Origin of the sequence: Burkholderia latens, from assembly GCF_001718795.1 — a bacterium.
GTDB lineage: Bacteria > Pseudomonadota > Gammaproteobacteria > Burkholderiales > Burkholderiaceae > Burkholderia > Burkholderia latens_A.
Genome location: NZ_CP013435.1, coordinates 2,749,052 through 2,770,829, shown reverse-complemented (window position 1 = coordinate 2,770,829; position 21,778 = coordinate 2,749,052). Strand labels below are relative to the sequence as shown.

Below are 21,778 nucleotides of genomic sequence, written 5' to 3'. Positions count from 1 at the left end.
GGCAACGGCCGGGGTCAGCGCAGCGGCGTGCCGGCTGCCGCGGGCGGGGCCGTGGCCGGGTCGGCCGGCGCCGCGGGTGCGACTTTTTCCAGGCAGTAGCCGAGCCCGCGCACGGTGGAAATCCGCACGCCGCTCGGCTCGATCTTCTTGCGCAGCCGGTGTACGTACACTTCGATCGCGTTGTTGCTGACTTCCTCGCCCCATTCGCACAGGTGGTCGACGAGTTGCTCCTTCGACACGAGCCGGCCGATGCGCTGCAACAGCACTTCGAGCAGTCCGAGTTCGCGCGCGGACAGATCGAGCACGCGCTCGTTCGCATACGCGATGCGGCCGACCTGGTCGAACGCGAGCGAGCCATGCCGCACGACGGTGGGGCCGCCGCCTGCGCCGCGCCGCGTCAGCGCGCGCACGCGCGCCTCGAGCTCGTTGAGCGCGAACGGCTTGGCCATGTAGTCGTCCGCGCCGAGGTCGAGTCCCTTCACGCGCTCGTCGACGCTGTCGGCGGCGGTCAGGATCAGCACGGGAAGATTGGAATTGCGTGCGCGCAGGCGCTTGAGCACGTCGAGCCCGGACATCTTGGGCAGCCCGAGATCGAGGATCAGCAGGTCGAAGGTCTGCATCGACAGCGCGGTGTCGGCCTCGACGCCGCTCTTCACGTGGTCGACCGCATAGCCCGATTGGCGGAGTGACCGGGTGAGGCCGTCCGCGAGTATGCTGTCGTCTTCGGCGATGAGAATTCGCATGTTGCTGACCGATGGCCGACGGGCGCGCGCCGGCGCGGTTGTCTCCGAAGTTATCCGTGTACAACGCAGCCTGCATTGCGGGCTTGCATAAAACACTGTTTTTTTATACAGTGTCTGCATTCGTGGGCGGCGCTTGAAAGCGGGCGCGCCTCTAACAGACGCTGCTCATCATAGCAAAGGACGATTCATGGAAGATAGCAAGAAGGGCTCCGGGATGACCGCCGAGAAGAGCAAGGCGCTGGCGGCCGCACTCGCGCAGATCGAGAAGCAGTTCGGCAAAGGGTCGATCATGCGGATGGGCGACGGCGAAGCGAAGGAAGACATCCAGGTCGTCTCCACGGGCTCGCTGGGCCTCGATATCGCGCTCGGCGTCGGCGGCCTGCCGCGCGGCCGGGTGGTCGAGATCTACGGTCCGGAATCGTCCGGTAAAACGACGCTCACGCTGCAGGTGATTGCAGAGCTGCAGAAGCTGGGCGGCACCGCGGCATTCATCGACGCCGAGCACGCGCTCGACGTGCAATATGCGGCGAAGCTCGGCGTGAACGTGCCGGAGTTGCTGATCTCGCAGCCGGACACCGGCGAGCAGGCGCTCGAAATCACCGACGCGCTGGTGCGCTCGGGTTCGATCGACATGATCGTCATCGACTCGGTCGCCGCGCTCGTGCCGAAGGCCGAAATCGAAGGCGAAATGGGCGACTCGCTGCCGGGCCTGCAGGCTCGCCTGATGTCGCAGGCGCTGCGCAAGCTGACGGGCACGATCAAGCGCACGAACTGCCTCGTAATCTTCATCAACCAGATCCGGATGAAGATCGGCGTGATGTTCGGCAACCCGGAAACCACGACGGGCGGCAACGCGCTCAAGTTCTATTCGTCGGTGCGTCTGGATATTCGCCGGATCGGCTCGATCAAGAAGAACGACGAGGTGATCGGCAACGAAACCCGCGTGAAGGTCGTGAAGAACAAGGTGTCGCCGCCGTTCCGCGAAGCGATCTTCGACATCCTGTACGGCGAAGGCATTTCGCGTCAGGGCGAGATCATCGACCTCGGCGTGCAGGCGAAGATCGTCGACAAGGCCGGCGCCTGGTACAGCTACAACGGCGAGAAGATCGGTCAGGGCAAGGACAACGCGCGTGAATTCCTGCGCGAGAATCCGGAAATTGCGCTCGAGATCGAAAACCGCATTCGCGAGTCGCTCGGCGTCGCAGCGATGCCCGATGGCGTAGTCGACGAAGCCGAGGCGATGGACGAAGAAGAGTGATGGTCGGGCGCCGAGGTCCGGCTGGCGAATCGGAGTCGAGCGACGCGCCTGAAACGGCAGATCGCTCGGGCCGACGAGCCGCATCCTCGGGTGCCGACCGGCGGCGCGCGGACAGTCATGCCGCGCACCGCACCGCGACGAGGGCATCCGACGATGCCCTCGTTTCGTTTGAGATCACTGCACCGGTCGATCCGTTCGACGACGACGAATCGTTCGATGCGCACGACAGGTCGCGCCGGCGCGTGTCCGGCGTCAGCTTCCCCGGCGAGCGCACGGGCGCTGCGGCCGCTGTGGACGATAAGGCCGCGCCCCCCACCGAAGATGTTTATACGCGCAGCAGCCAGCATCCGCGGCGCACTCGCCGTGCGTCAGGCAGCGCTGCCGGCGCCGCTTCCAGCGACGAGTCCGGTGCCGCGGGGCGCAAATCGTCGAAGCCGCCGCGTTCCCTGAAGGGGCGCGCGCTCGGCTATCTGTCCCGGCGTGAATACAGCCGCGCGGAGCTCGCGCGCAAGCTCGCGCCTTACGTCGGCGAGGACGAATCCGTCGAACCGGTGCTCGATGCGCTGGAGCAGGAAGGCTGGCTGTCCGACGCACGCTTTGCCGAAAGTCTCGTGCATCGCCGCGCATCGCGCGTCGGCGTCGCGCGGATCGTCAGCGAACTGAAGCGCCATGCGGTCGGCGACAGTCTCGTCGACGAAGTGAACGCACAATTGCGCGAGACGGAGTTCACGCGCGCGCAGGCTGTCTGGCGCAAGAAATTCGGTGCGCTGCCGCAAACGCCGGCCGAGCGCGCGAAGCAGGCGCGCTTTCTTGCCGCGCGCGGTTTCTCGAGCGCCACCATCGTGAAGTTGCTGAAGGTCGGCGACGATTTTCCGCTCGACGACTGACCGGCCCGGGCACGCGCGCCGCGCGCGATTTTGCTGCAATGCAACCGTTTCCGGACAGGCGGGAATACCCGCCGTCGGGGCCGAATGCCGCAAATACCCAATATGCTAAAATCCACGGGTTTTCCTCTTCGGCCTCAACCTCCAGCATGCCGCTATCCGAGCCCGTGCCCCGTCAGTTGCGACATCGACGCGCAATCCGAGCGGAAGCCTACGAGCGCGGCGACGGCTTGTGGGACATCGAAGCCTGCCTGACCGACCACAAGCCGCGCGATGTCGCGCTTGCGTCGGGCATCCGGCCGCAGGGCCTGCCGATCCACGAACTCTGGCTGCGCGTGACTATCGATCGTGACCTCAATGTCGTCGACGCCGAAGCGTCGTCGGAATGGGTTCCGTATCCCGGTCACTGTCAATCCGCCTCTCCTGCCTATCGGGCCCTCATCGGGCTCAATCTCTTCCGCAATTTCCGCCGCAACGCGAACCGGCTGCTCGCCGGCGTCGCGGGCTGTTCCCATCTCACCGAGCTGTGCGCCGTGCTGCCGACCGCGGCGATCCAGGCGTTCGCCGGTGATGTTTGGAATGTGCGCGAGGAGGGTGGCGAAGGGCCGGACCATGACGGCGTGCACGCCGAACCGCCTTTCCAGCTCGGCCGTTGCCGGGCGCTGCGGTTCGACGGCGAGGTCGTGCGGCAGTACTACCCGCGGTGGTATGGCCCGCTCCGGCCGGATCTGCCCGGTGAAGGCAGCACGAAGGAATGAACGGAAATCATTCGAAGAAGCGTCTTAAGCGACATTTCATCCAACTCTCAGACTGAAGGGAATCACGCATGAAGATTCACGAGTACCAGGGTAAGGAAATCCTGCGGAAATTCGGAGTCGCGGTACCGCGCGGCAAGCCGGCGTTCTCGGTGGACGAGGCCGTCAAGGTGGCAGAAGAGCTCGGCGGCCCGGTTTGGGTCGTGAAGGCTCAGATTCACGCGGGTGGCCGTGGCAAGGGCGGCGGCGTGAAGGTGGCGAAGTCGATCGAGCAGGTGCGCGAATACGCGAGCCAGATCCTCGGCATGCAGCTCGTCACGCACCAGACCGGTCCGGAAGGCCAGAAGGTCAACCGTCTGATGATCGAAGAAGGCGCCGACATCAAGCAGGAACTGTATGTCAGCCTCGTCGTCGATCGCGTGTCGCAAAAGATCGTGCTGATGGGTTCGAGCGAAGGCGGCATGGACATCGAAGAAGTCGCCGAAAAGCACCCGGAACTGATCCACAAGGTCATCGTCGAGCCGTCGACGGGCCTGCTCGACGCCCAGGCAGACGAGCTCGCCGCGAAGATCGGCGTGCCGGCCGCTTCGATTCCGCAAGCGCGCGCGATCCTGCAAGGCCTGTACAAGGCATTCTGGGAAACCGACGCATCGCTGGCTGAAATCAACCCGCTGAACGTCTCCGGCGACGGCAAGGTTGTCGCACTCGACGCGAAGTTCAACTTCGACTCGAACGCGCTGTTCCGCCACCCGGAAATCGTCGCGTACCGCGATCTGGACGAAGAAGATCCGGCTGAAATCGAAGCGTCGAAGTTCGACCTCGCATACATCTCGCTCGACGGCAACATCGGCTGTCTCGTGAACGGCGCAGGCCTTGCGATGGCGACGATGGACACGATCAAGCTGTTCGGCGGCGAGCCGGCGAACTTCCTGGACGTCGGCGGTGGTGCGACGACCGAGAAGGTCACCGAAGCGTTCAAGCTGATGCTGAAGAACCCGGGCCTGAAGGCGATTCTCGTGAACATCTTCGGCGGCATCATGCGCTGCGACGTGATCGCTGAAGGCGTGATCGCCGGTTCGAAGGCCGTGAACCTGAACGTGCCGCTCGTCGTCCGCATGAAGGGCACGAACGAGGACCTCGGCAAGAAGATGCTGGCCGATTCCGGCCTGCCGATCATCTCGGCAGACAGCATGGAAGAAGCAGCGCAGAAGGTCGTCGCGGCTGCAGCAGGCAAGTAAGCGCGCTAATGAATACGCATGGCGGCGCGGCTTGCACGCGACGCCAATCGAACAGAGGTCAAAATACATGTCGATTCTGATCAACAAGGACACGAAGGTCATCACGCAGGGCATTACCGGCAAAACCGGTCAGTTCCATACGCGTGCCTGCCGTGAATACGCAAACGGCCGCGAAGCATTCGTCGCGGGCGTGAACCCGAAGAAGGCCGGCGAAGATTTCGAAGGCATTCCGATCTACGCGAGCGTCAAGGAAGCGAAGGCCGAAACCGGCGCGACCGTGTCGGTCATCTACGTGCCGCCGGCAGGTGCAGCGGCTGCGATCTGGGAAGCGGTCGAAGCCGACCTCGACCTCGCGATCTGCATCACGGAAGGCATTCCCGTCCGTGACATGATCGAAGTGAAGGACCGCATGCGTCGCGAAGGCCGCAAGACGCTGCTGCTCGGGCCGAACTGCCCGGGCACGATCACGCCGGACGAACTGAAGATCGGCATCATGCCGGGTCACATCCACCGCAAGGGCCGCATCGGCGTCGTGTCGCGTTCGGGCACGCTGACGTACGAAGCGGTTGCTCAGCTGACGGCGCTCGGCCTCGGCCAGTCGTCGGCAGTCGGTATCGGCGGCGACCCGATCAACGGTCTGAAGCACATCGACGTGATGAAGATGTTCAACGACGATCCGGACACGGATGCTGTCGTGATGATCGGCGAAATCGGCGGTCCGGACGAAGCCAACGCCGCCCAGTGGATCAAGGACAACATGAAGAAGCCGGTCGTCGGCTTCATCGCTGGCGTCACGGCGCCTCCGGGCAAGCGCATGGGCCACGCCGGCGCGCTGATCTCGGGCGGTGCCGATACGGCCGAAGCGAAGCTGGAAATCATGGAAGCGTGCGGCATCACCGTCACGCGCAACCCGTCGGAAATGGGCCGTCTGCTGAAGAAGGCGCTGTAATTTCCAACGGATTCGTCCTGCAAAAAACGCCGGCTCTGCCGGCGTTTTTTGTTATGCTCGCGCAATGAATTTGTAAGCCCCGGCCATGCGCGACGCATTGGCCGGCGACGAAGCGGGCCGCGTGCCCGACCGCCGTTCCTCCATCCGATACCACTCATGCTTGAATTCCTGACGTCGCTGCACTGGGGCGCTGTGTTCCAGATCGTCATCATCGACATCCTGCTCGGCGGCGACAACGCGGTCGTGATCGCGCTCGCGTGCCGCAACCTGCCGGCCAACCAGCGGTTGCGCGGCGTCGTGTGGGGCACTGCCGGCGCGATCCTGTTGCGGGTCGCGCTGATCGCGTTCGCGGTCGTGCTGCTCGACGTGCCGTTCCTGAAGTTCGGCGGCGGCCTGTTGCTGCTGTGGATCGGCATCAAGCTGATGGCGCCGGACGCCGACGCGCATGACAACGTGAAGCCGGCCGACCGGCTGTGGGATGCCGTGAAGACGATCGTGATCGCCGACGCGGTGATGAGCCTCGACAACGTGATCGCGATCGCCGGCGCGGCCGAGCAGGCGGATCCGTCGCACCGGCTGGCGCTCGTGATCTTCGGGCTCGTCGTGAGCGTGCCGATCATCGTGTGGGGCAGCACGCTGGTGCTGAAGCTGCTCGACCGGTTCCCGATCGTCGTCGCGCTCGGCGCGGGGCTGATCGGATGGATCGCGGGCGGGCTGATGGTGCACGACCCGGTCGGCGATCGCTGGCCGGTGCTCGATACACCGGCCGCGGTCTACGGCGCGAGCATCGCCGGCGCGCTGTTCGTCGTCGCGGCCGGCTATGCGTTGCGCCGCCGCCGCGCGGTCTCGCACGCGCAGTGACATTGGCCGTCCGGCCGACTGCCGGGTTCGCGGCCCGCTGGCTACGATCGAAACGCCTGCCTTGTTCGGCAGGCGTTTTTCGTTTCCGGAGCCAGTCATGTTTGAAGCCTTTTCCGTTTCCCTGTTCCGCCGCATCGCCGCCGACCTGCGGCGCGCGCGCCGGCCGGCGCCGCGCTGGCGGCCGGCTGGCTTCACGCTGATCGAGCTGATGATCGTGCTCGCGATCGTCGGCGTGATCGCCGCGTACGCGATTCCCGCATACCAGGACTACCTCGCGCGGTCGCGCGTGGGCGAGGGCCTCGCGCTCGCATCGTCCGCGCGGCTCGCGGTCGCCGACAACGCTGCGAGCGGCGCTGCGCTCGATGGCGGCTACAGTCCGCCCGCCGGCACCCGCAACGTCGAATCGGTCGCGATCGACGGTGACACGGGCCAGATCACGGTGACGTTCACCGCGCGCGTCGCCGCGGCGGGCGCGAATACGCTCGTCCTGGTGCCGTCCGCACCGGACAAGGCCGACACGCCGACCGCGCGCGTACCGCTCAAGAAGGGCTCGATGCAGGCCGGCGCGATCGCATGGGAATGCTTTGCTTCCGGCAAGACGGCGTCGTCGCTGCCGGCGCCTGGAGCCGGTCCGTTGCCGACGGAGGCCGCGACGTTGCCCGGGAAGTATGCGCCGGCGGAATGCCGCGCGTAGCGTCGCAGGCGTGCAGGGCCGTGCCGGGCTGTGGGCACGGGGCGGCTCAGGCCGCGTCGGAGCCGGCCGCACCGGTGCTGCGGCATCGCGGGGCGGCACGACGGCGGCCGCACAGACCGGGGAAAGTTTTGTATAGTGCGCCGGTTGCTGACATCCGGTTCGCTCATGCCTTCTACTTTTTCCCGCTCGTTGCCGCTCGTTGCGCTGGCTGTCGCCCTGATCGTGCCGTACGCGATCACGAATCACACGTATCCGATCCCGACCTTCTATTCCGAATTTGCCGCGCTGGTGCTGTACTTGCTGTTGGGGCTCTCCGTCGTGCTGCTCGCGCGCACCGGCCGCCCGACGCAGCCGTTCGCCGCACCGGCCGCGTTCGTCGCGCCGCTCGGGTTCGCCGCGGTGCTGATCGCGCAGGTTGCGCTGATGCCGCTGAAGGTTCCGTCGATGAACTGGCTGGCGGTCGGCTATCTGGCCGCCGCGCTGGTTGCGATGCAGGCCGGCTATACGCTGGCGCGCGAAGGGCTCGCCGAAGCCGCCGCGCGCATGATGGCCGGCGCGCTGCTCATCGGCGGGGTATTTGCGGTCGCGAGCCAGGTCGTCCAGCTGTTTCATCTCGAGTCTGCGGTGTCGCCGTTCGTCGTCCTGTACAACATCGCCGTCGATCGCCGTCCGTACGGCAACATGGCGCAGGCGAACCACCTGGCGAGCTACATCGCGTTCGCGCTCGCGGGCGCACTGTATCTGGTGCAGACGCGTCGCCTCGCGGCATGGGTATGGCTCGCGCTGTCGATCGTGCTGTCGGCCGGCCTCGCGCTGACGGTGTCGCGCGGCCCGTGGCTGCAGGTCGCGGTGATGGTGGTTGCGGGCTTCTGGATGGCGTGGGTCGAGTCGCGCCGCGCGCCGGGCAATCGCCGCGCATGGTTGATGCCCGTTGTGCTCGCCGTGGTGTTCGTCGCGGTGAACGTCGCGGTGCGCTGGGCCAACGTGCATTTTCATCTCGGGCTCGCCGAGTCGGCGGCCGAACGCATGCGCGACGCCGGCCAGATCGCGCCGCGCCTCGCGTTGTGGAAGTACGGGCTCGCGATGTTCCGCGAGCATCCGCTGCTCGGCGTCGGCTGGGGCGAATTCCCGTCGCATCAGTTCGCGCTCGCGCGCACGCTTGGCGGGGTCGAGATCGCGAACAACTCGCACGATATCTTCATCGACTTGCTCGCGAAGTCCGGCATCGCCGGCCTCGGCGTGCTGGTCGTCGCGCTCGTCGCGTGGTTTGTGCGCGCGGTGCGCGCGCCGCAGTCGAGCACGCGCGTGTTCGGCTTCGCGCTGATCGGCATCCTGCTGATGCATGCGCTCGTCGAATACCCGCAGCAGTACATGTTCTTCCTGCTGCCGGCGATGTTCGTGATCGGCCTGCTCGACGTGAAGCCGCTGCGCATCCTGCCGGGCCGCGCGGCGTTCGCGCTGTTCGCGGTGCTGTCAGTCGGCGGCGTGCTGGCGGCGGTGCCGGTGCTGCGCGACTACCAGCGCGCGGAAGTGCTGTATTACGGCAGCGACCCGGCCGCGCAGTACCGCGACGCGCCGTCGTTGCTGTTCGGCGCATGGGGCGACTACGGCGCGGCGACACTGCTGACCATTTCGCCGGACAACCTGCCGCTGAAGCTCGCCGCGCACGAGCGCGCGATCGCGCTGCTGCCCGGCGAAACGGTGCTGCGCCGCTATGCGGCGCTGCAGGCGCTGGCCGGCCGCGAAGCCGACGCGCTCGATACGGTCGCGCGGCTGCACGTGTTCGCGAAGGAGTTGAAGGACTGGCCGCAGCAGCTCGCGTCGCTGTACAAGCTGTGCGACCAGCAGCCGGCGCTGAAGTCGTTCAAGGCGGCCGTCGTCGCGAAATACGGCGAAGTCCCGGCCGATGCGGACGACGACGACTCGGAAGACGATTCCGAGTAATCCCGCGCATCGCCGGGCGGGGAATCCCGGCGCGCGTTGGGGCGGGCAAAGCGGGGGAGCGGTGGCCACCCTTGGCCAGGCGGCGATTGTTTCCCGTCGAGAACGGGTAGTCGCGGAACCTGGCGCGATGCGCGTCAATCATTGTCAAATCGCCGCCGCGGCAGCCGCGGCGCGTGCACAATGCGCGAAAGCGTTCGCATACCGGGCCGGTGCACGCGCCCAAGCGAACGCGGCCCGCAGAGTCGGGAATTCGTGAAGCAGGATCGCGGCCGATGCACTCGGCGGCCGCGCGGCCGTAACGGAGCGCCGATCCGATGGCCGCGGCGCGGGGCGACACATGCGGTGCGGCTACTCACGTCCGCCGCCGCAGCTCGCCGGGAACAGTACTCAAGAACGACATTCGACCATGGTCCTTCGCTCCACATTCGTGATCCTGCCTGCCGTCACCGTGCTGTTTTCCGGCTGCGCGATGCTGTCGTCTTCGCAGGAAAGCAGGCTGACCTGCCACATTCCGCGTGCAGTCTATCCGGAGAGCGCGAAACCGCTCACGCGTCCGGTCACCGTACTCGTGCGCGCGCTGATGACGACTTCCGGCGAAGCGCAGAACGTAACCGTGACGACGAGCAGCCGCAATGCGGCGGCGGATCGCGCGGCCGTCGACGCGATGACGCATGCGACGTGCGCGCAAACCGGCGCGACCGCGAATCCGTTCCTGCTCACGCAACCGTTCGTATTCGAACCGCGGCGCGCGGAATGACGGCGCGGCCGGTGCGCGTGTTCGTGCCGTGACGCGACGCCCAGGCCGCTTGTCGTGATCACCTGCCGGGCGCGATCGCAATACCGCTTCATTACGCGGGCGACGCCTGGTGCCGCGGCATCAGATCCGCGCCGCGACACGCGACGCTCTGGGGCCGCTCAGCCCGCCGCATCCTCCGCCTTCCAGTCCCCCGACTTCCCGCCGCGCTTCTCCCTGACGCTCACGTCGGTGATCACCATCCCGCGATCGACCGCCTTGCACATGTCGTACACGGTCAGCAGCCCGACCTGCACGGCCGTCAGCGCTTCCATCTCGACGCCGGTCCGTCCGAACGTCTCGACCTGCGCGACGCAGTGCACGCCCGGCAGCGCGTCGTCGAGCTCGAAGTCGACGGCCACGCGCGTCAGCGCGAGCGGGTGACACAGCGGAATGAGGTCGGCGGTGCGTTTTGCGCCCTGAATGGCGGCAATGCGCGCGACGCCGAGGACGTCGCCTTTTTTCGCCTTGCCGTCGCGGATCAGCGCGAACGTCGCGGGCAGCATCCGGATCGTGCCGCGCGCGATCGCGATGCGTTGGGTTTCCTGCTTGCCGCCGACGTCGACCATGTGTGCGTGGCCGGCGGCGTCGAAATGCGTCAGTCCTGACATGTCTTGCTCCGATCTCGGGTTTCGCGGCCGGGCGATCCGCCGCATCCCGCGCCGGGCCGCAAACATCCGCAACGTTTCAACGGGCGCCTATCATAGCAGCGGGCCGCGCGGCGCCGGACGTGCAGATCGCGCATCCGGCGCGCGGAACAGCCGCGATCGCGCCGGTACAATGACCGGGATCCTCAGACCAAACGCCGCGATACGCGCCCGGCGCGCGGACGGCGTCGCTTTCAACCTGCCATGCGTGTCAAACAGTTGCTTGCCGTGCTGTTGTCGGCGGCGCTCGCGGTGCCGCCGACCGGCTATGCGCAGCGTGCGTCCGCGCTGCCGCTCGAGCCGGCGGACGGCGCTTCGCCGCCTCTTTCGACGGTGCCGGCCGGCATCGCGACCGGCGTATTCGGCACTTACGGCGGCGCGGAAAGCCGCTTTTCGGGCGCGGGCGCCGACGGCGCATCCGCACCGGTCGCTAACCTGCGCGCCCCGCTGCGCGCGCTGGAGCTGCCCGATCTCGGGGACGGCTCCGGCGGTTCGCTCACGCCGCAGGCAGAGCGCCGTCTCGGCGAGCGCGTGATGCGCGAGGTGCGGCGCGACCCCGACTACCTCGACGACTGGCTGGTGCGCGACTATCTGAACGCGATGGCGGCGCGGCTCGCGGCCGCGGCGGCGGCGCGCTACATCGGCGGCTACGCGCCCGACTTCGATCTGTTCCCGGTACGCGATCCGCAGATCAATGCATTCTCGATGCCGGGCGGCTTCATCGGAATCAACAGCGGGCTGGTCGTCACGACGCAGACGGAATCGGAACTTGCATCGGTGGTCGGCCACGAGATGGGGCACGTGCTGCAGCGGCACATCGCGCGGATGATCGGCGCGAACGAAAAGACGGGCTACACCGCGCTCGCGACGATGCTGCTCGGCGTGCTCGCCGGCGTGCTCGCGCGCAGCGGCGATCTGGGCAGCGCGATCGCGATGGGCGGCCAGGCATACGCGGTCGACAACCAGCTGCGCTTTTCGCGGTCGGCCGAGCGCGAGGCCGATCGCGTCGGGTTCCAGCTGCTTGCTGGCGCCGGTTACGACCCGTACGGAATGCCGGGCTTCTTCGAACGGCTCGAACGCGCATCGATGGGCGACGCCGGCGTGCCGGCCTACGCGCGCACGCACCCGCTCACGGGCGAACGGATCGCCGACATGGAAGACCGCGCGCGCCGTGCGCCTTACCGGCAGCCGCGCCAGTCTGCCGAATACGGGTTCGTGCGCGCGCGGCTGCGCATCCTGCAGAACCGCGCGCCGAACGACATCGCGGCCGAAGCGCGCCGGATGCAGCTCGAGATCGACGATCGCACCGCGCCAAACGTTGCCGCGAACGACTACGGAATCGCACTCGCGAACATGCTGCTCGGCCAGTTCGACGCGGCGGACAAAGCGCTCGCGGCGGCACGCGCGGCTTTCGACGCACGCGAGCGGCACGCCGACGAGCCGGCCACGAGTTCGCCGAGCCTCGACGTGCTGGCCGCGGACATCGCCCGCCGTGCCGGCCGGACCGACAGCGCGGTGCGGCTCGCGGCGCTCGCGCAGCAACGATGGCCGGCGTCGCACGCGGCAATCGTCGCGCATCTGCAGGCGCTGCTTGCGGCGCGCCGCTTCGCCGAAGCGCAGGCGCTCGCACGCACGCAGGCGAAGGCGGATCCCGAGCAGCCGGACTGGTGGGACTACTTCGCGAAGGCCAGCGATGGCCGGGGCGACGTGCTGGCGCGGCGGCGCGCGCTCGCGGAAAAGCTCGCGCTCGACGGCGCATGGCCTTCGGCGATCCGTCAGCTGAAGGAGGCGCGTGACGCGAAGGACGTGTCGTTCTACGACCAGTCGATCATCGGCGCCCGGCTGCTGGAATTCGAGGCGCGCTACAAGGAAGAGCGCGAGGACGAGAAGAACGGCCGCGGATGACGGCCGTCAGGCGATGGCGGCAGTTGTGCGTTCAGCATTCGCCGCTGCTGCCGTCGGCCGACGCATCGCGATCGCAATGCGCGCGGCGCGCGGGGCTCGCGACGAAGCCGAAGGTTGCGGGCACGTCGGCACACGCGACGGTACCGAGCGGCAGCGCGTGCCCGTCGCGCCAGCGCAGCACCGGCGGTGTCGCGTCGAAGTCCGCGTGATCGGCGAACAGGCCGAGGTCGTGGTCGTGCAGCGCGGCGATGCGCGGCGGTGTGCCGGCCGCGCGAAACAGCACGCCGCCCGCGTCGTCGAGCCACGCAGCTTCCGGTTCGAACGGCGCGCCGGTTTGGTCCGTCAACGCGAGCTGCCCGTCATGCTCGGCCAGGCGCACGATCCATGGCGTATACGCGAGTTCGACGTACACGCGCTGCGGGCCGTTCTGGAAGAACCACTGGCCCTGCGCATCGCACTCGTAGTTGCGTGCGATGAACGCGTTCAGCGCCGCATGCCGGATCGGCGAGCCGAGTTCGCCGGCGGCCTGCGCGGCGTCGTCGCGCAGCCGCCATTCGCCGCGCCGGTCGAGCAGCAGCCACCCGGTGCAGTGCGGAACGTTCGGCCACTTGGCGATGGCCTGCCTGACGATGTCATCCATGGTCGACGAATTTCGAGCAGTAGCCGAACACCCGCGCCGACAGCCAGTCGAGGCGGCCCGGGAACGGACCGGTCATGAATCCCGCGTGGCCGCCATGGGCGGGCTGATCCAGTTCGACGGCCGGTGACACGTCGGCGGCGCTCGGCAGCGCCGATTCGGGCAAAAACGGATCGTTGCGGGCGTTGAGGATCAGCGTGGGCACGTCGATTGCACGCAGCAACGGGCGCGTCGTCGCCTGGGTCCAGTAATCGTCGGCGTTCGCGAAGCCGTGCAGCGGTGCGGTTACGACTTCGTCGAAGTCGCGCATCGTCACGGCCCGCAGCATCGCGTCGCGGTCGAACAGCCCCGGGTACTGCTCGAGCTTCGCGAGCCCCTTGCGTTTCAGCGTCTTCAGGAAGCTGCGCGTGTACACCATCGCAAAGCCCTGCGACAGTGCGCGGCCGCCGGCATGCACGTCGATCGGCGTCGAGATCGCGGCGGCGGCGTGCACGATCGACGTGTCGCTGCGGTGCTCGCCGAGCCAGCGCAGCAGCACGTTGCCGCCGAGCGAGACGCCGGCCGCGACGATCGGCCCGCGATGCTGTGCGGCGAGCCGGCGAAGGATCCAGTCGACCTCGGCACTGTCGGCGAGATGGTAGAAACGCGGCTGCCGATTGAGCTCGCCGCTGCAACTGCGAAAGTGCGGGACAACCGCATGCCAGCCATTCGTGCGCGCGGCCGACATCATCGCGAGCGCATAGTGCGACGCGGAGCTGCCTTCGAGTCCGTGGAACAGCACGAACAACGGCGCGTCGGGCGGCGGCGCTGCGCTGTCGAGATGCGCGACCCAGTCGAGATCGATGAAGTCGTGGTCGGGGGTTTCCCATCGCTCTCGTCGGTACGCGACGGTCGGTCGTCGCGCGAACAGCGCGGGCACGATGGTTTGCACATGGCTGTTCGGCAGCCAGCGCGGTGCGCGATAGCGCAATGAATCGTCGTCGGGGGCCGGGGCCCCGCTCAGCGGCGAGGTGGGCGGAGAAGCCGTACTCATGATCGCCCCGCTAATGCGTTGCTTCGTTCTTCGTCAGTGCAGCGGACCCTGCCCGTGACGGATCTTCGCGGCGAATTGTCCGGCCGCCTGTTCGGGAATCGGACTCGCGTGGATGTGCGCGATCCGCCACTCGCCGCGCTCGTGGATCATCACGTACGTAGCGAAAACCATGTCGGGTTCGGCCGTCAGGTCGGCCTGCTGATGCGCTTCGGCGATCGTGTACACGACGGTGCCGAGGCTATCGTATACGCGGATGTCGAGCGGTTCGATCGTCACCGGGCGCGTCGCGAGGCGATTGCCGAGCCCGCTGCGGATCTGGTCGAGGCCGTGCAGATGCTCGCCGTCGGCCCACACGCAGCTGGCGAAGTCCTCGTCGATCCACAACCCCAGCAGCGCGTCGAGATTGGCATCGGCGACGGCCTGGTAGTAGGCGTTCAGCGTATCGGCAGCGGCTTCGAAAAGGCGGGCAAAGCGTGGCATCGGGGTTGTCTCTCGCGCGCGTCGCGCGCCGTATTCAGCACGGCGGCCCGGGTGGGGCCGCCGTACACCGGTGAATCGGATTGCCCGGCGCATCGTGCGACGCCGCCGGCCAGGGTCAGCGCTGCCCGACGAGCATGCCGCGCAAATCGCCGAATACCTGCTCGGGCCCGAGTTCGCGCAGGCAGTTCAGATGGCCGAGCGGGCACTCGCGTTCGAAGCAGGGACTGCATTCGAGATGCAACCATTGTACCTTCGCCAGCTCCGACAGCGGAGGGGTGTGGCGCGGATCCGTCGAGCCGTACAGCGCGACGAGCGGCCGGCGCAGCGCGGCGGCCACATGCATCAGCCCCGAATCGTTGGTCACGACCGCGTTCGCGCGCGCGATCAGCGCACATGCCTCGGACAGCGACGTCTGCCCGCACAGGTTGCGCACGTTCGGCGCATGGTCGGCGATCGCCTGCGCGGCGGCCGCGTCCTTCTGCGAGCCGAGCGCGATGATCTGCGTGTACGGGAACGACTGGTGAACGATTGTCGCGAGCGTCGCGAAATGCTCGGGCGGCCAGCGTTTGGCCGGGCCGTATTCCGCGCCGGGGCAGAATACGACGAGCGGCTTTCTCGTATCGAGATTGAAACGCGCGGACACGCGCGCCGTCTCGTTCAGGTCCGCGTCGAGGCGCGGCGCCGGCAGCGTCTTCATCGACTCGGGCAGCTTCGCACCCGGCGCGTACGCGAGCGCTGCGTAGTGCGTCGTCATCGGCGGCCGCTCGGCCGACTTGTCGGGGTTCACGTGGCGCACGTTGAGCAGGCCGTAGCGGTGCTCGCCGGTGTAGCCGATCCGCAGCGGGATGTTCGCGAGCCACGGGATGACCGCGGACTTCAGCGAATTCGGCAGCACGTACGCCGCGTCGTAGCCGACGTCGCGCAGGTCGCTCGCGAGCTGCCAGCGGCGCAGCAGTTGCAGCTTGCCGTGCGCGAGGTCGGTCGCGTAGACATCGTGGATCTCGGGCATCCGCTCGAGCACCGGCGCGACCCACGTGGGTGCGACGGCATCGATCGCGATGCGGGGATGGAGCTTCTTCAGCAGCGCAAAAAGCGGCTGCGCCATCAATGCGTCACCGATCCAGTTCGGTGCGATAACCAGCGCTCGACGCATCAGGTCGACTTCCGATGTCGTAATGAAGCGCGGCGCGCAGGCGCCGCGTTCGGGTTGTCAGAACAGGAAAAGGGCGGCGCGCCGGGCCTCCGGCTGCGCCGCCTCGCGTGCGGCGGGCCCGCAGGCCCGGATCGGGGCTCAGTGGCCCTTGACCACCTCGCCGTCGCGCAGCTTGTAGCGCGTGCCGCAGTACGGGCAGCGCGCCTCGCCGTGCGAGACGTCGATGAACACGCGCGGGTGCGCGCTCCAGCGCGCCATGGCCGGATTCGGGCAGTAGGCGGGAAGATCCTTGGCCGTCAGTTCGACCAGCGGCATTTCCTTGATTTCACTCATGAGACTTTCTCTTATCACTCTTTTGTGGGGCGGTCGGTCGCGCGGCGCGCTCAGACCTTGGTCAGCCAGTGCGCGTACTTCGCGTTCTTGCCCGACACGATATCGAAAAACGCCGACTGGAGCTTTTCCGTGACCGGGCCGCGCGCGCCGCTGCCGATCGTGCGGTTGTCGAGCTCGCGGATCGGCGTGACCTCGGCGGCCGTGCCCGTGAAGAACGCTTCGTCGGCCGTGTAGACCTCGTCGCGCGTGATGCGCTTCTCGATCACCTCGATGCCGGCGTCTTTCGCGAGCGTAATGACGGTGTCGCGCGTGATGCCGTCGAGGCACGACGACAGATCGGGCGTGTACAGCTTGCCGTTGTTCACGAGGAAGAAGTTCTCGCCCGAGCCTTCCGACACATAGCCGTCGACGTCGAGCAGCAGCGCTTCGTCGTAGCCGTCGGCGGTTGCTTCCTGGTTCGCGAGGATCGAGTTCACGTACCAGCCCGACGCCTTCGCCCGCACCATCGACACGTTCACGTGGTGGCGCGTGAACGACGACGTCTTCACGCGGATGCCCTTCGCGAGGCCGTCCTCGCCGAGGTACGCGCCCCACGGCCACGCGGCGATCGCGACGTGGATCGTGTTGCCCTTCGCCGACACCCCGAGTTTTTCCGAGCCGACCCAGATGATCGGGCGCAGGTAGCAGGACTCGAGCTTGTTCTCGCGCACGACTTCGAGCTGAGCGGCTGCGAGCGTTTCGTGGTCGAACGGCACGTCCATCTGGAAGATCTTCGCCGAATTCAGCAGACGTTTGGTGTGCTCCGGCAGGCGGAAGATCGCGGTGCTGCCGTCGGCCGTCTTGTACGCGCGCACGCCCTCGAAGACGCCCATGCCGTAGTGCAGCGTATGGGTCAGGACGTGGATCTTGGCGTCGCGCCAGTCGATCAGCTTGCCGTCCATCCAGATCTTGCCGTCGCGGTCGGCCATTGACATAGGATTCTCCTGGAAGCGGTGAGGTGCTGCGGGTTCTGTGCAGCGTTGAGCCGGAAAGACGCTTATTTTAGCGTCATTTGGCGTCGATCCGGTCGGTCGGCACAGGCCCGGGGCTATAATCGGCCGGTACCGATTCCAATAACGACGGGCCTTGCCGGCAGGAGACGCCGGCGCCCGGACGAACCGCCCGCTGCGGCCCGCTCTCCCATGCTCGCTCGATTGTCCGCCACCGACCGCTTCGCGCTGCTCCAGGGCGCCCGCGACTATTCGCCCACGCTGATGGCGATCCTGTCCTGGGGCCTCGTCACCGGCATCGCGATGAGCAAGTCAGTGATGACCCTCGGGCAGGCGAGCGCGATGTCGATCTTCGTCTACGCGGGCTCGTCGCAGCTTGCGGTGCTGCCGCTCCTCGTCGCGAAGCTGCCGGTCTGGACGATCCTGCTCACGGCCGCGATGGTCAACCTGCGCTTCGTGATCTTCAGTGCCGGGCTTGCCCCCCATTTTTCCTACCTCCCGCTGTGGCGGCGCCTCGCGATCGGCTATTTCAACGGCGACGTGATCTACCTGCTGTTCCAGAAGCAGGGCTTCGCATACGGGCACGTGCCGGGCAAGGAGGCGTACTTCTGGGGGATGGCGCTCGCGAGCTGGGCGTCCTGGCAGGTGTCGTCGCTCGCCGGCATCCTGCTCGCGAGCGTTTTTCCCGCGCGCTGGGGGCTGGGGCTGGCCGGCACGCTCGCGCTGATCCCGATCATGGTGTCGGCGGTCGCGAACCGCTCGACGCTCGCGGCCGTGGCGGTCGCGGGCATCGTGTCGCTGATCGCATTCGACCTGCCTTACCGGCTCGCGCTGCCGATCGCGGTGCTGGCTGCGCTCGCGGCCGGCTGCACCGCCGACTTTTTCGTCGAACGTGCCGACTGGCGACGCATCAGGACCGAAACCGTGCACGAAAAGGAAATCGATTGAGCGCGACCGACATCTGGATCGTCATCGCCGGGATGACGATCGTCACGGCCGTCACGCGGGCGCTGTTCCTGCTCGGCGGCGAACGCACGGTGCTGCCCGAGCGTGCGCAACGCGCGCTGCGCTATGCGCCGGCTGCCGCGCTCGTTGCGGTCGTGCTGCCGGACGTGCTCGAAACGCCGGCCGGGCTGTCGTTCGCGCTGTCCAACCATCCGTTCTACGCGGCGCTCGCGGGCCTGGGCTGGTATCTGTGGCGACGCAGCATGCTGGGCACGATCGTGATCGGCATGGTCGTCTTTACCGTCTTGCGCCTGGCCTCCTGACCGGCGGTCGTTGCTGCCGCCCGTACGCGTGCGCGTTCAGCGGCGTGTGCTGCTGCAGTGCAGCAACCGGTCGGCGCACACACGCGATCCCAAATAGGCGGAATTCGCCGCCGCACGGGTCAGTCTGCCGGATGGATCGGCTAGAATGCCCGTTCGAGATTTTTACCCGTGCGCGTCATGCGAACCGCCAGCCACGGCCGCATCCGGCGCCCTTTCGCGGCAGCCCGCGCACGTCCAGCGTGAACCCCCTTTCCCCATCCACTACTTCAATCTGTTCAACATGAGCCAAGTCAAGCGTCTTACCGACCTGATCGCCGCCGGCCAGCTCGCCGGCAAGCGGGTGTTCATCCGCGCCGACCTGAACGTCCCGCAGGACGATCACGGCAACATCACCGAAGACACGCGGGTGCGCGCGTCCGTGCCGGCCATCAAGGCCGCGCTCGACGCCGGCGCGGCCGTGATGGTCACGTCGCACCTCGGCCGTCCGACCGAAGGCGAATTCAAGCCGGAAGACTCGCTCGCGCCGGTCGCGAAGCGCCTCGGCGAACTGCTCGGCCGCGACGTGCCGCTCGTCGCGAACTGGGTCGAGAACGGTGTGAACGTCGCGCCGGGCCAGGTCGTGCTGCTCGAGAACTGCCGCGTGAACAAGGGCGAGAAGAAGAATTCCGACGAGCTCGCGCAGAAGATGGCGAAGCTCTGCGACGTATACGTGAACGACGCGTTCGGCACCGCGCACCGTGCTGAAGCGACCACCCACGGGATCGCGAAGTACGCGCCCGTCGCATGCGCGGGCCCGCTGCTTGCTGCGGAACTCGACGCGCTCGGCAAGGCGCTCGGCAACCCGGCGCGTCCGCTCGTCGCGATCGTCGCCGGTTCGAAGGTGTCGACCAAGCTGACGATCCTGAAGTCGCTCGCCGGCAAGGTCGATCAGCTGATCGTCGGGGGCGGCATCGCGAACACGTTCATGCTGGCGGCCGGCCTGTCGATCGGCAAGTCGCTCGCGGAAGCCGATCTCGTCGCCGAGGCGAAGGCGATCATCGACGAAGCGCGCGAGCGCGGCGCGTCGGTGCCGATCCCGACCGACGTGGTCACCGCGAAGGAATTCTCGCCGACGGCCGCGGCCACGGTGAAGCAGGTCGCCGACATCGAAGCGGACGACATGATCCTCGACATCGGCCCGGATACGGCGCGCGCACTCGCGAGCCAGCTCGAGAAGGCCGGCACGATCGTGTGGAACGGCCCGGTCGGCGTATTCGAGTTCGACCAGTTCGGCAACGGCACCAAGACGCTCGCCGAAGCGATCGCGAAATCGTCCGCGTTCTCGATCGCGGGCGGCGGCGACACGCTTGCGGCCATCGCGAAGTACGGCATCCACGACCAGGTCAGCTACATCTCGACGGGCGGCGGCGCCTTCCTCGAGTTCCTCGAAGGGAAGAAGCTGCCGGCGGTGGAAGTGCTCGAAACGCGGGCGGCCTGAGCGTGGCGGCGCGCGCAGGGGTAGCGAGGGCCGCGCGCTCCGCGAAAGCGGAGCAGCCGGCCGGCGCGGGCAAGCGCACGCGCGCGCCCGCGCAGGCGAACTCGGCCCCGCGCGCACCGGCGGCCGCCGGCGACGCGGTCGTGCAGCACCACGAGATTCAGAACAAAGCGATGCCGGGCGCAAGCACCGGCACGCCCCCCGGAACGGCCGCCGCTGGGCCCGCCGATTCCGGCTCTCGCAGCGTTTCACCCAGCGCATCCACCTTGATCCAGAAGAGGAGTTTCATGCAGCGCGCCACCAAGATAGTCGCCACGATCGGCCCGGCCTCCAGTTCGCCGGAGATTCTGCTGCAGATGATGCAGGCGGGCCTCGACGTCGTGCGGCTCAATTTTTCGCACGGCACGGCCGACGATCACCGCCAGCGCGCCGAGATGGTGCGCGAGGCCGCCCGCAAGGTCGGCCGCGAGATCGCGATCATGGCCGACCTCCAGGGTCCGAAGATTCGCGTCGGCAAGTTCGAGAACGGCAAGACCACGCTGGCGCCCGGCCAGCCGTTCATCCTCGACGCGGGCTGCGAGCTCGGCAACGACGAGCGCGTCGGCCTCGACTACAAGGAGCTGCCGCGCGACCTGAAGCCGGGCGATCTGCTGCTGCTGAACGATGGCCTGATCGTGCTGACCGTCGAGCGCGTGCTCGGCGACGAGATCCACACGATCGTCAAGGTGGGCGGCGAACTGTCCAACAACAAGGGGATCAACCGCCAGGGCGGCGGCCTGTCGGCGCCCGCGCTGACCGCGAAGGACATGGAGGACATCCGCACTGCGATGTCGCTCGGCGCGGATCTGGTCGCGGTGTCGTTCCCGAAGAACGCGACCGACATGGAAATGGCGCGCCAGCTCGCGAACATCGCAGGCGCGCCGTACGGCATCAAGCCGAAGATGATTGCGAAAATCGAGCGTGCGGAAGCGATCCCGGCGCTGCAAAGCATCCTCGACGCGTCCGACGGCATCATGGTCGCGCGCGGCGACCTCGCGGTGGAAGTCGGCAACGCGGCCGTGCCGGCGCTGCAGAAGCGGATGATCCGGATGGCGCGCGAGTCGAACAAGCTCGTGATCACCGCGACGCAGATGATGGAATCGATGATCTACGCGCCCGTGCCGACGCGCGCGGAAGTGTCGGACGTCGCGAACGCGGTGCTCGACGGCACCGACGCGGTGATGCTGTCGGCCGAGACGGCCGCCGGCAAGTACCCGGTCGTCACGATCGAGACGATGGCGGCCGTGTGCGTCGAGGCGGAAAAGTCCGAGCACGTCGAGCTCGACAAGGATTTCCTCGACCGCACGTTCACGCGCATCGACCAGTCGATCGCGATGGGCGCGCTGTTTACCGCGTACCACCTCGGCGCGAAGGCGATCGTCGCGCTGACCGAATCGGGTGCGACCGCGCTGTGGATGTCGCGCCACTACACGCACGTGCCGATCTTCGCGCTGACGCCGCGTGTCGGCAGCGAACGCACGATGGCGCTGTACCGCAACGTGACCCCGCTGCACGTCGACTTCAACAGCGACCGCGACTCGGCGCTGCAGGCGGCGCTCGAGATCGTCGTCAAGCAGGGCTACGTGCAGCACGGCGACATGGTCGTGCTAACCGTCGGCGAGCCGATGGGGCAGGCGGGCGGCACCAACACGCTGAAGATCGTGCGGGTCGGCGAACATTACTGAGATTGGGCCCGGGTGA

General features: G+C 67.5%; 23 protein-coding genes. 14 read left to right on the top strand and 9 right to left on the bottom strand.

All coding sequences use genetic code 11. From position 1 onward, the window contains the following. Positions 1–14 precede the first annotated feature (14 nt). Entirely contained in the window at positions 15–743 is a 729-nt protein-coding gene (locus WK25_RS12855; RefSeq protein ID WP_069241721.1) for a response regulator transcription factor, read from the bottom strand. A 187-nt stretch (positions 744–930) separates the two neighbouring features. Here WK25_RS12855 and recA point away from each other — a divergent pair, with 187 nt between their 5' ends. From recA to WK25_RS12810, 9 genes are all read left to right on the top strand, one after another. After that, positions 931–2,001, top strand: coding sequence for a recombinase RecA (gene recA / locus WK25_RS12850; protein WP_040141800.1), 1,071 nt, complete (start codon positions 931–933; stop codon positions 1,999–2,001). Beyond that, on the top strand, positions 2,001–2,888 hold the full coding sequence (recX, locus tag WK25_RS12845; protein ID WP_069241720.1) for a recombination regulator RecX: 888 nt from the start codon (positions 2,001–2,003) through the stop codon (positions 2,886–2,888). Before recA ends, recX begins: the two co-directional genes overlap by 1 nt. A gap of 146 nt (positions 2,889–3,034) precedes the next feature. Continuing rightward, entirely contained in the window at positions 3,035–3,643 is a 609-nt protein-coding gene (locus tag WK25_RS12840) for a DUF2889 domain-containing protein (RefSeq protein ID WP_040141796.1), read from the top strand. A gap of 68 nt (positions 3,644–3,711) precedes the next feature. Beyond that, entirely contained in the window at positions 3,712–4,878 is a 1,167-nt protein-coding gene (gene sucC, locus WK25_RS12835; protein ID WP_040141794.1) for an ADP-forming succinate--CoA ligase subunit beta, read from the top strand. A 67-nt stretch (positions 4,879–4,945) separates the two neighbouring features. Beyond that, on the top strand, positions 4,946–5,827 hold the full coding sequence (gene sucD, locus WK25_RS12830) for a succinate--CoA ligase subunit alpha (protein ID WP_010090788.1): 882 nt from the start codon (positions 4,946–4,948) through the stop codon (positions 5,825–5,827). A gap of 156 nt (positions 5,828–5,983) precedes the next feature. Then, a complete protein-coding gene (locus tag WK25_RS12825; protein WP_069241719.1) occupies positions 5,984–6,688 on the top strand; it encodes a TerC family protein in 705 nt (234 codons plus the stop codon). Positions 6,689–6,785: 97 nt separating this feature from the next. Then, positions 6,786–7,382, top strand: a complete 597-nt coding sequence (locus WK25_RS12820) for a pilin (protein WP_040141790.1) — start codon at positions 6,786–6,788, stop codon at positions 7,380–7,382. Positions 7,383–7,547: 165 nt separating this feature from the next. Further along, positions 7,548–9,326 carry a PglL family O-oligosaccharyltransferase gene (locus WK25_RS12815; RefSeq protein ID WP_069241718.1) on the top strand — a complete coding sequence of 593 codons (1,779 nt, stop codon included), beginning with the start codon at positions 7,548–7,550 and terminating at the stop codon, positions 9,324–9,326. Positions 9,327–9,732: 406 nt separating this feature from the next. Then, positions 9,733–10,083 (top strand): TonB family protein, encoded by a 351-nt coding sequence (locus WK25_RS12810; RefSeq protein ID WP_069241717.1) that lies wholly within the window; start codon positions 9,733–9,735, stop codon positions 10,081–10,083. 158 nt (positions 10,084–10,241) lie between these two features. Here WK25_RS12810 and moaC read toward each other — a convergent pair whose 3' ends face one another. Then, positions 10,242–10,730 carry a cyclic pyranopterin monophosphate synthase MoaC gene (moaC, locus tag WK25_RS12805; protein WP_040141784.1) on the bottom strand — a complete coding sequence of 163 codons (489 nt, stop codon included), beginning with the start codon at positions 10,728–10,730 and terminating at the stop codon, positions 10,242–10,244. Positions 10,731–10,970: 240 nt separating this feature from the next. Between moaC and WK25_RS12800 the strand changes: the two genes are divergently transcribed. Further along, entirely contained in the window at positions 10,971–12,671 is a 1,701-nt protein-coding gene (locus WK25_RS12800; RefSeq protein ID WP_040141782.1) for a M48 family metalloprotease, read from the top strand. A 31-nt stretch (positions 12,672–12,702) separates the two neighbouring features. Here WK25_RS12800 and WK25_RS12795 read toward each other — a convergent pair whose 3' ends face one another. The 6 genes from WK25_RS12795 to WK25_RS12770 all read right to left on the bottom strand — a co-directional run bounded on the left by WK25_RS12795 (position 12,703) and on the right by WK25_RS12770 (position 17,281). Further along, positions 12,703–13,311 (bottom strand): DUF2946 family protein, encoded by a 609-nt coding sequence (locus WK25_RS12795; RefSeq protein ID WP_069241716.1) that lies wholly within the window; start codon positions 13,309–13,311, stop codon positions 12,703–12,705. Then, complete coding sequence (locus WK25_RS12790) at positions 13,304–14,341, bottom strand: hydrolase (protein ID WP_069241715.1); 1,038 nt, start codon at positions 14,339–14,341, stop codon at positions 13,304–13,306. The genes WK25_RS12795 and WK25_RS12790 overlap by 8 nt, the downstream gene beginning before the upstream one ends. 33 nt (positions 14,342–14,374) lie before the next feature. Next, positions 14,375–14,821: a nuclear transport factor 2 family protein gene (locus tag WK25_RS12785; RefSeq protein WP_040141776.1), complete on the bottom strand. Its 447-nt coding sequence runs from the start codon at positions 14,819–14,821 to the stop codon at positions 14,375–14,377. A gap of 115 nt (positions 14,822–14,936) precedes the next feature. Beyond that, positions 14,937–15,974 carry a lipopolysaccharide heptosyltransferase II gene (gene waaF / locus WK25_RS12780; RefSeq protein ID WP_069241714.1) on the bottom strand — a complete coding sequence of 346 codons (1,038 nt, stop codon included), beginning with the start codon at positions 15,972–15,974 and terminating at the stop codon, positions 14,937–14,939. A gap of 138 nt (positions 15,975–16,112) precedes the next feature. Continuing rightward, positions 16,113–16,307, bottom strand: coding sequence for a zinc-finger domain-containing protein (locus tag WK25_RS12775; protein WP_006749970.1), 195 nt, complete (start codon positions 16,305–16,307; stop codon positions 16,113–16,115). 50 nt (positions 16,308–16,357) lie between these two features. Next, entirely contained in the window at positions 16,358–17,281 is a 924-nt protein-coding gene (locus WK25_RS12770) for a branched-chain amino acid transaminase (RefSeq protein ID WP_040141772.1), read from the bottom strand. Positions 17,282–17,488: 207 nt separating this feature from the next. On the opposite strand from WK25_RS12770, the gene WK25_RS12765 reads away from it, so the two are divergent. The 3 genes from WK25_RS12765 (at position 17,489) to WK25_RS12755 (ending at position 20,041) form a co-directional block, all read left to right on the top strand. Beyond that, positions 17,489–18,244, top strand: coding sequence for an AzlC family ABC transporter permease (locus WK25_RS12765; protein WP_069241713.1), 756 nt, complete (start codon positions 17,489–17,491; stop codon positions 18,242–18,244). Further along, on the top strand, positions 18,241–18,564 hold the full coding sequence (locus WK25_RS12760; RefSeq protein WP_040141768.1) for an AzlD domain-containing protein: 324 nt from the start codon (positions 18,241–18,243) through the stop codon (positions 18,562–18,564). The genes WK25_RS12765 and WK25_RS12760 overlap by 4 nt, the downstream gene beginning before the upstream one ends. Positions 18,565–18,844: 280 nt before the next feature. Further along, on the top strand, positions 18,845–20,041 hold the full coding sequence (locus WK25_RS12755; protein WP_040141765.1) for a phosphoglycerate kinase: 1,197 nt from the start codon (positions 18,845–18,847) through the stop codon (positions 20,039–20,041). A gap of 157 nt (positions 20,042–20,198) precedes the next feature. Here WK25_RS12755 and WK25_RS32265 read toward each other — a convergent pair whose 3' ends face one another. Beyond that, a complete protein-coding gene (locus WK25_RS32265) occupies positions 20,199–20,327 on the bottom strand; it encodes a hypothetical protein (RefSeq protein WP_257785755.1) in 129 nt (42 codons plus the stop codon). Here WK25_RS32265 and pyk point away from each other — a divergent pair. Further along, on the top strand, positions 20,326–21,762 hold the full coding sequence (gene pyk, locus WK25_RS12750; protein WP_040144787.1) for a pyruvate kinase: 1,437 nt from the start codon (positions 20,326–20,328) through the stop codon (positions 21,760–21,762). The two genes, WK25_RS32265 and pyk, sit on opposite strands and share 2 nt — an antisense overlap. Positions 21,763–21,778: the final 16 nt, after the last annotated feature.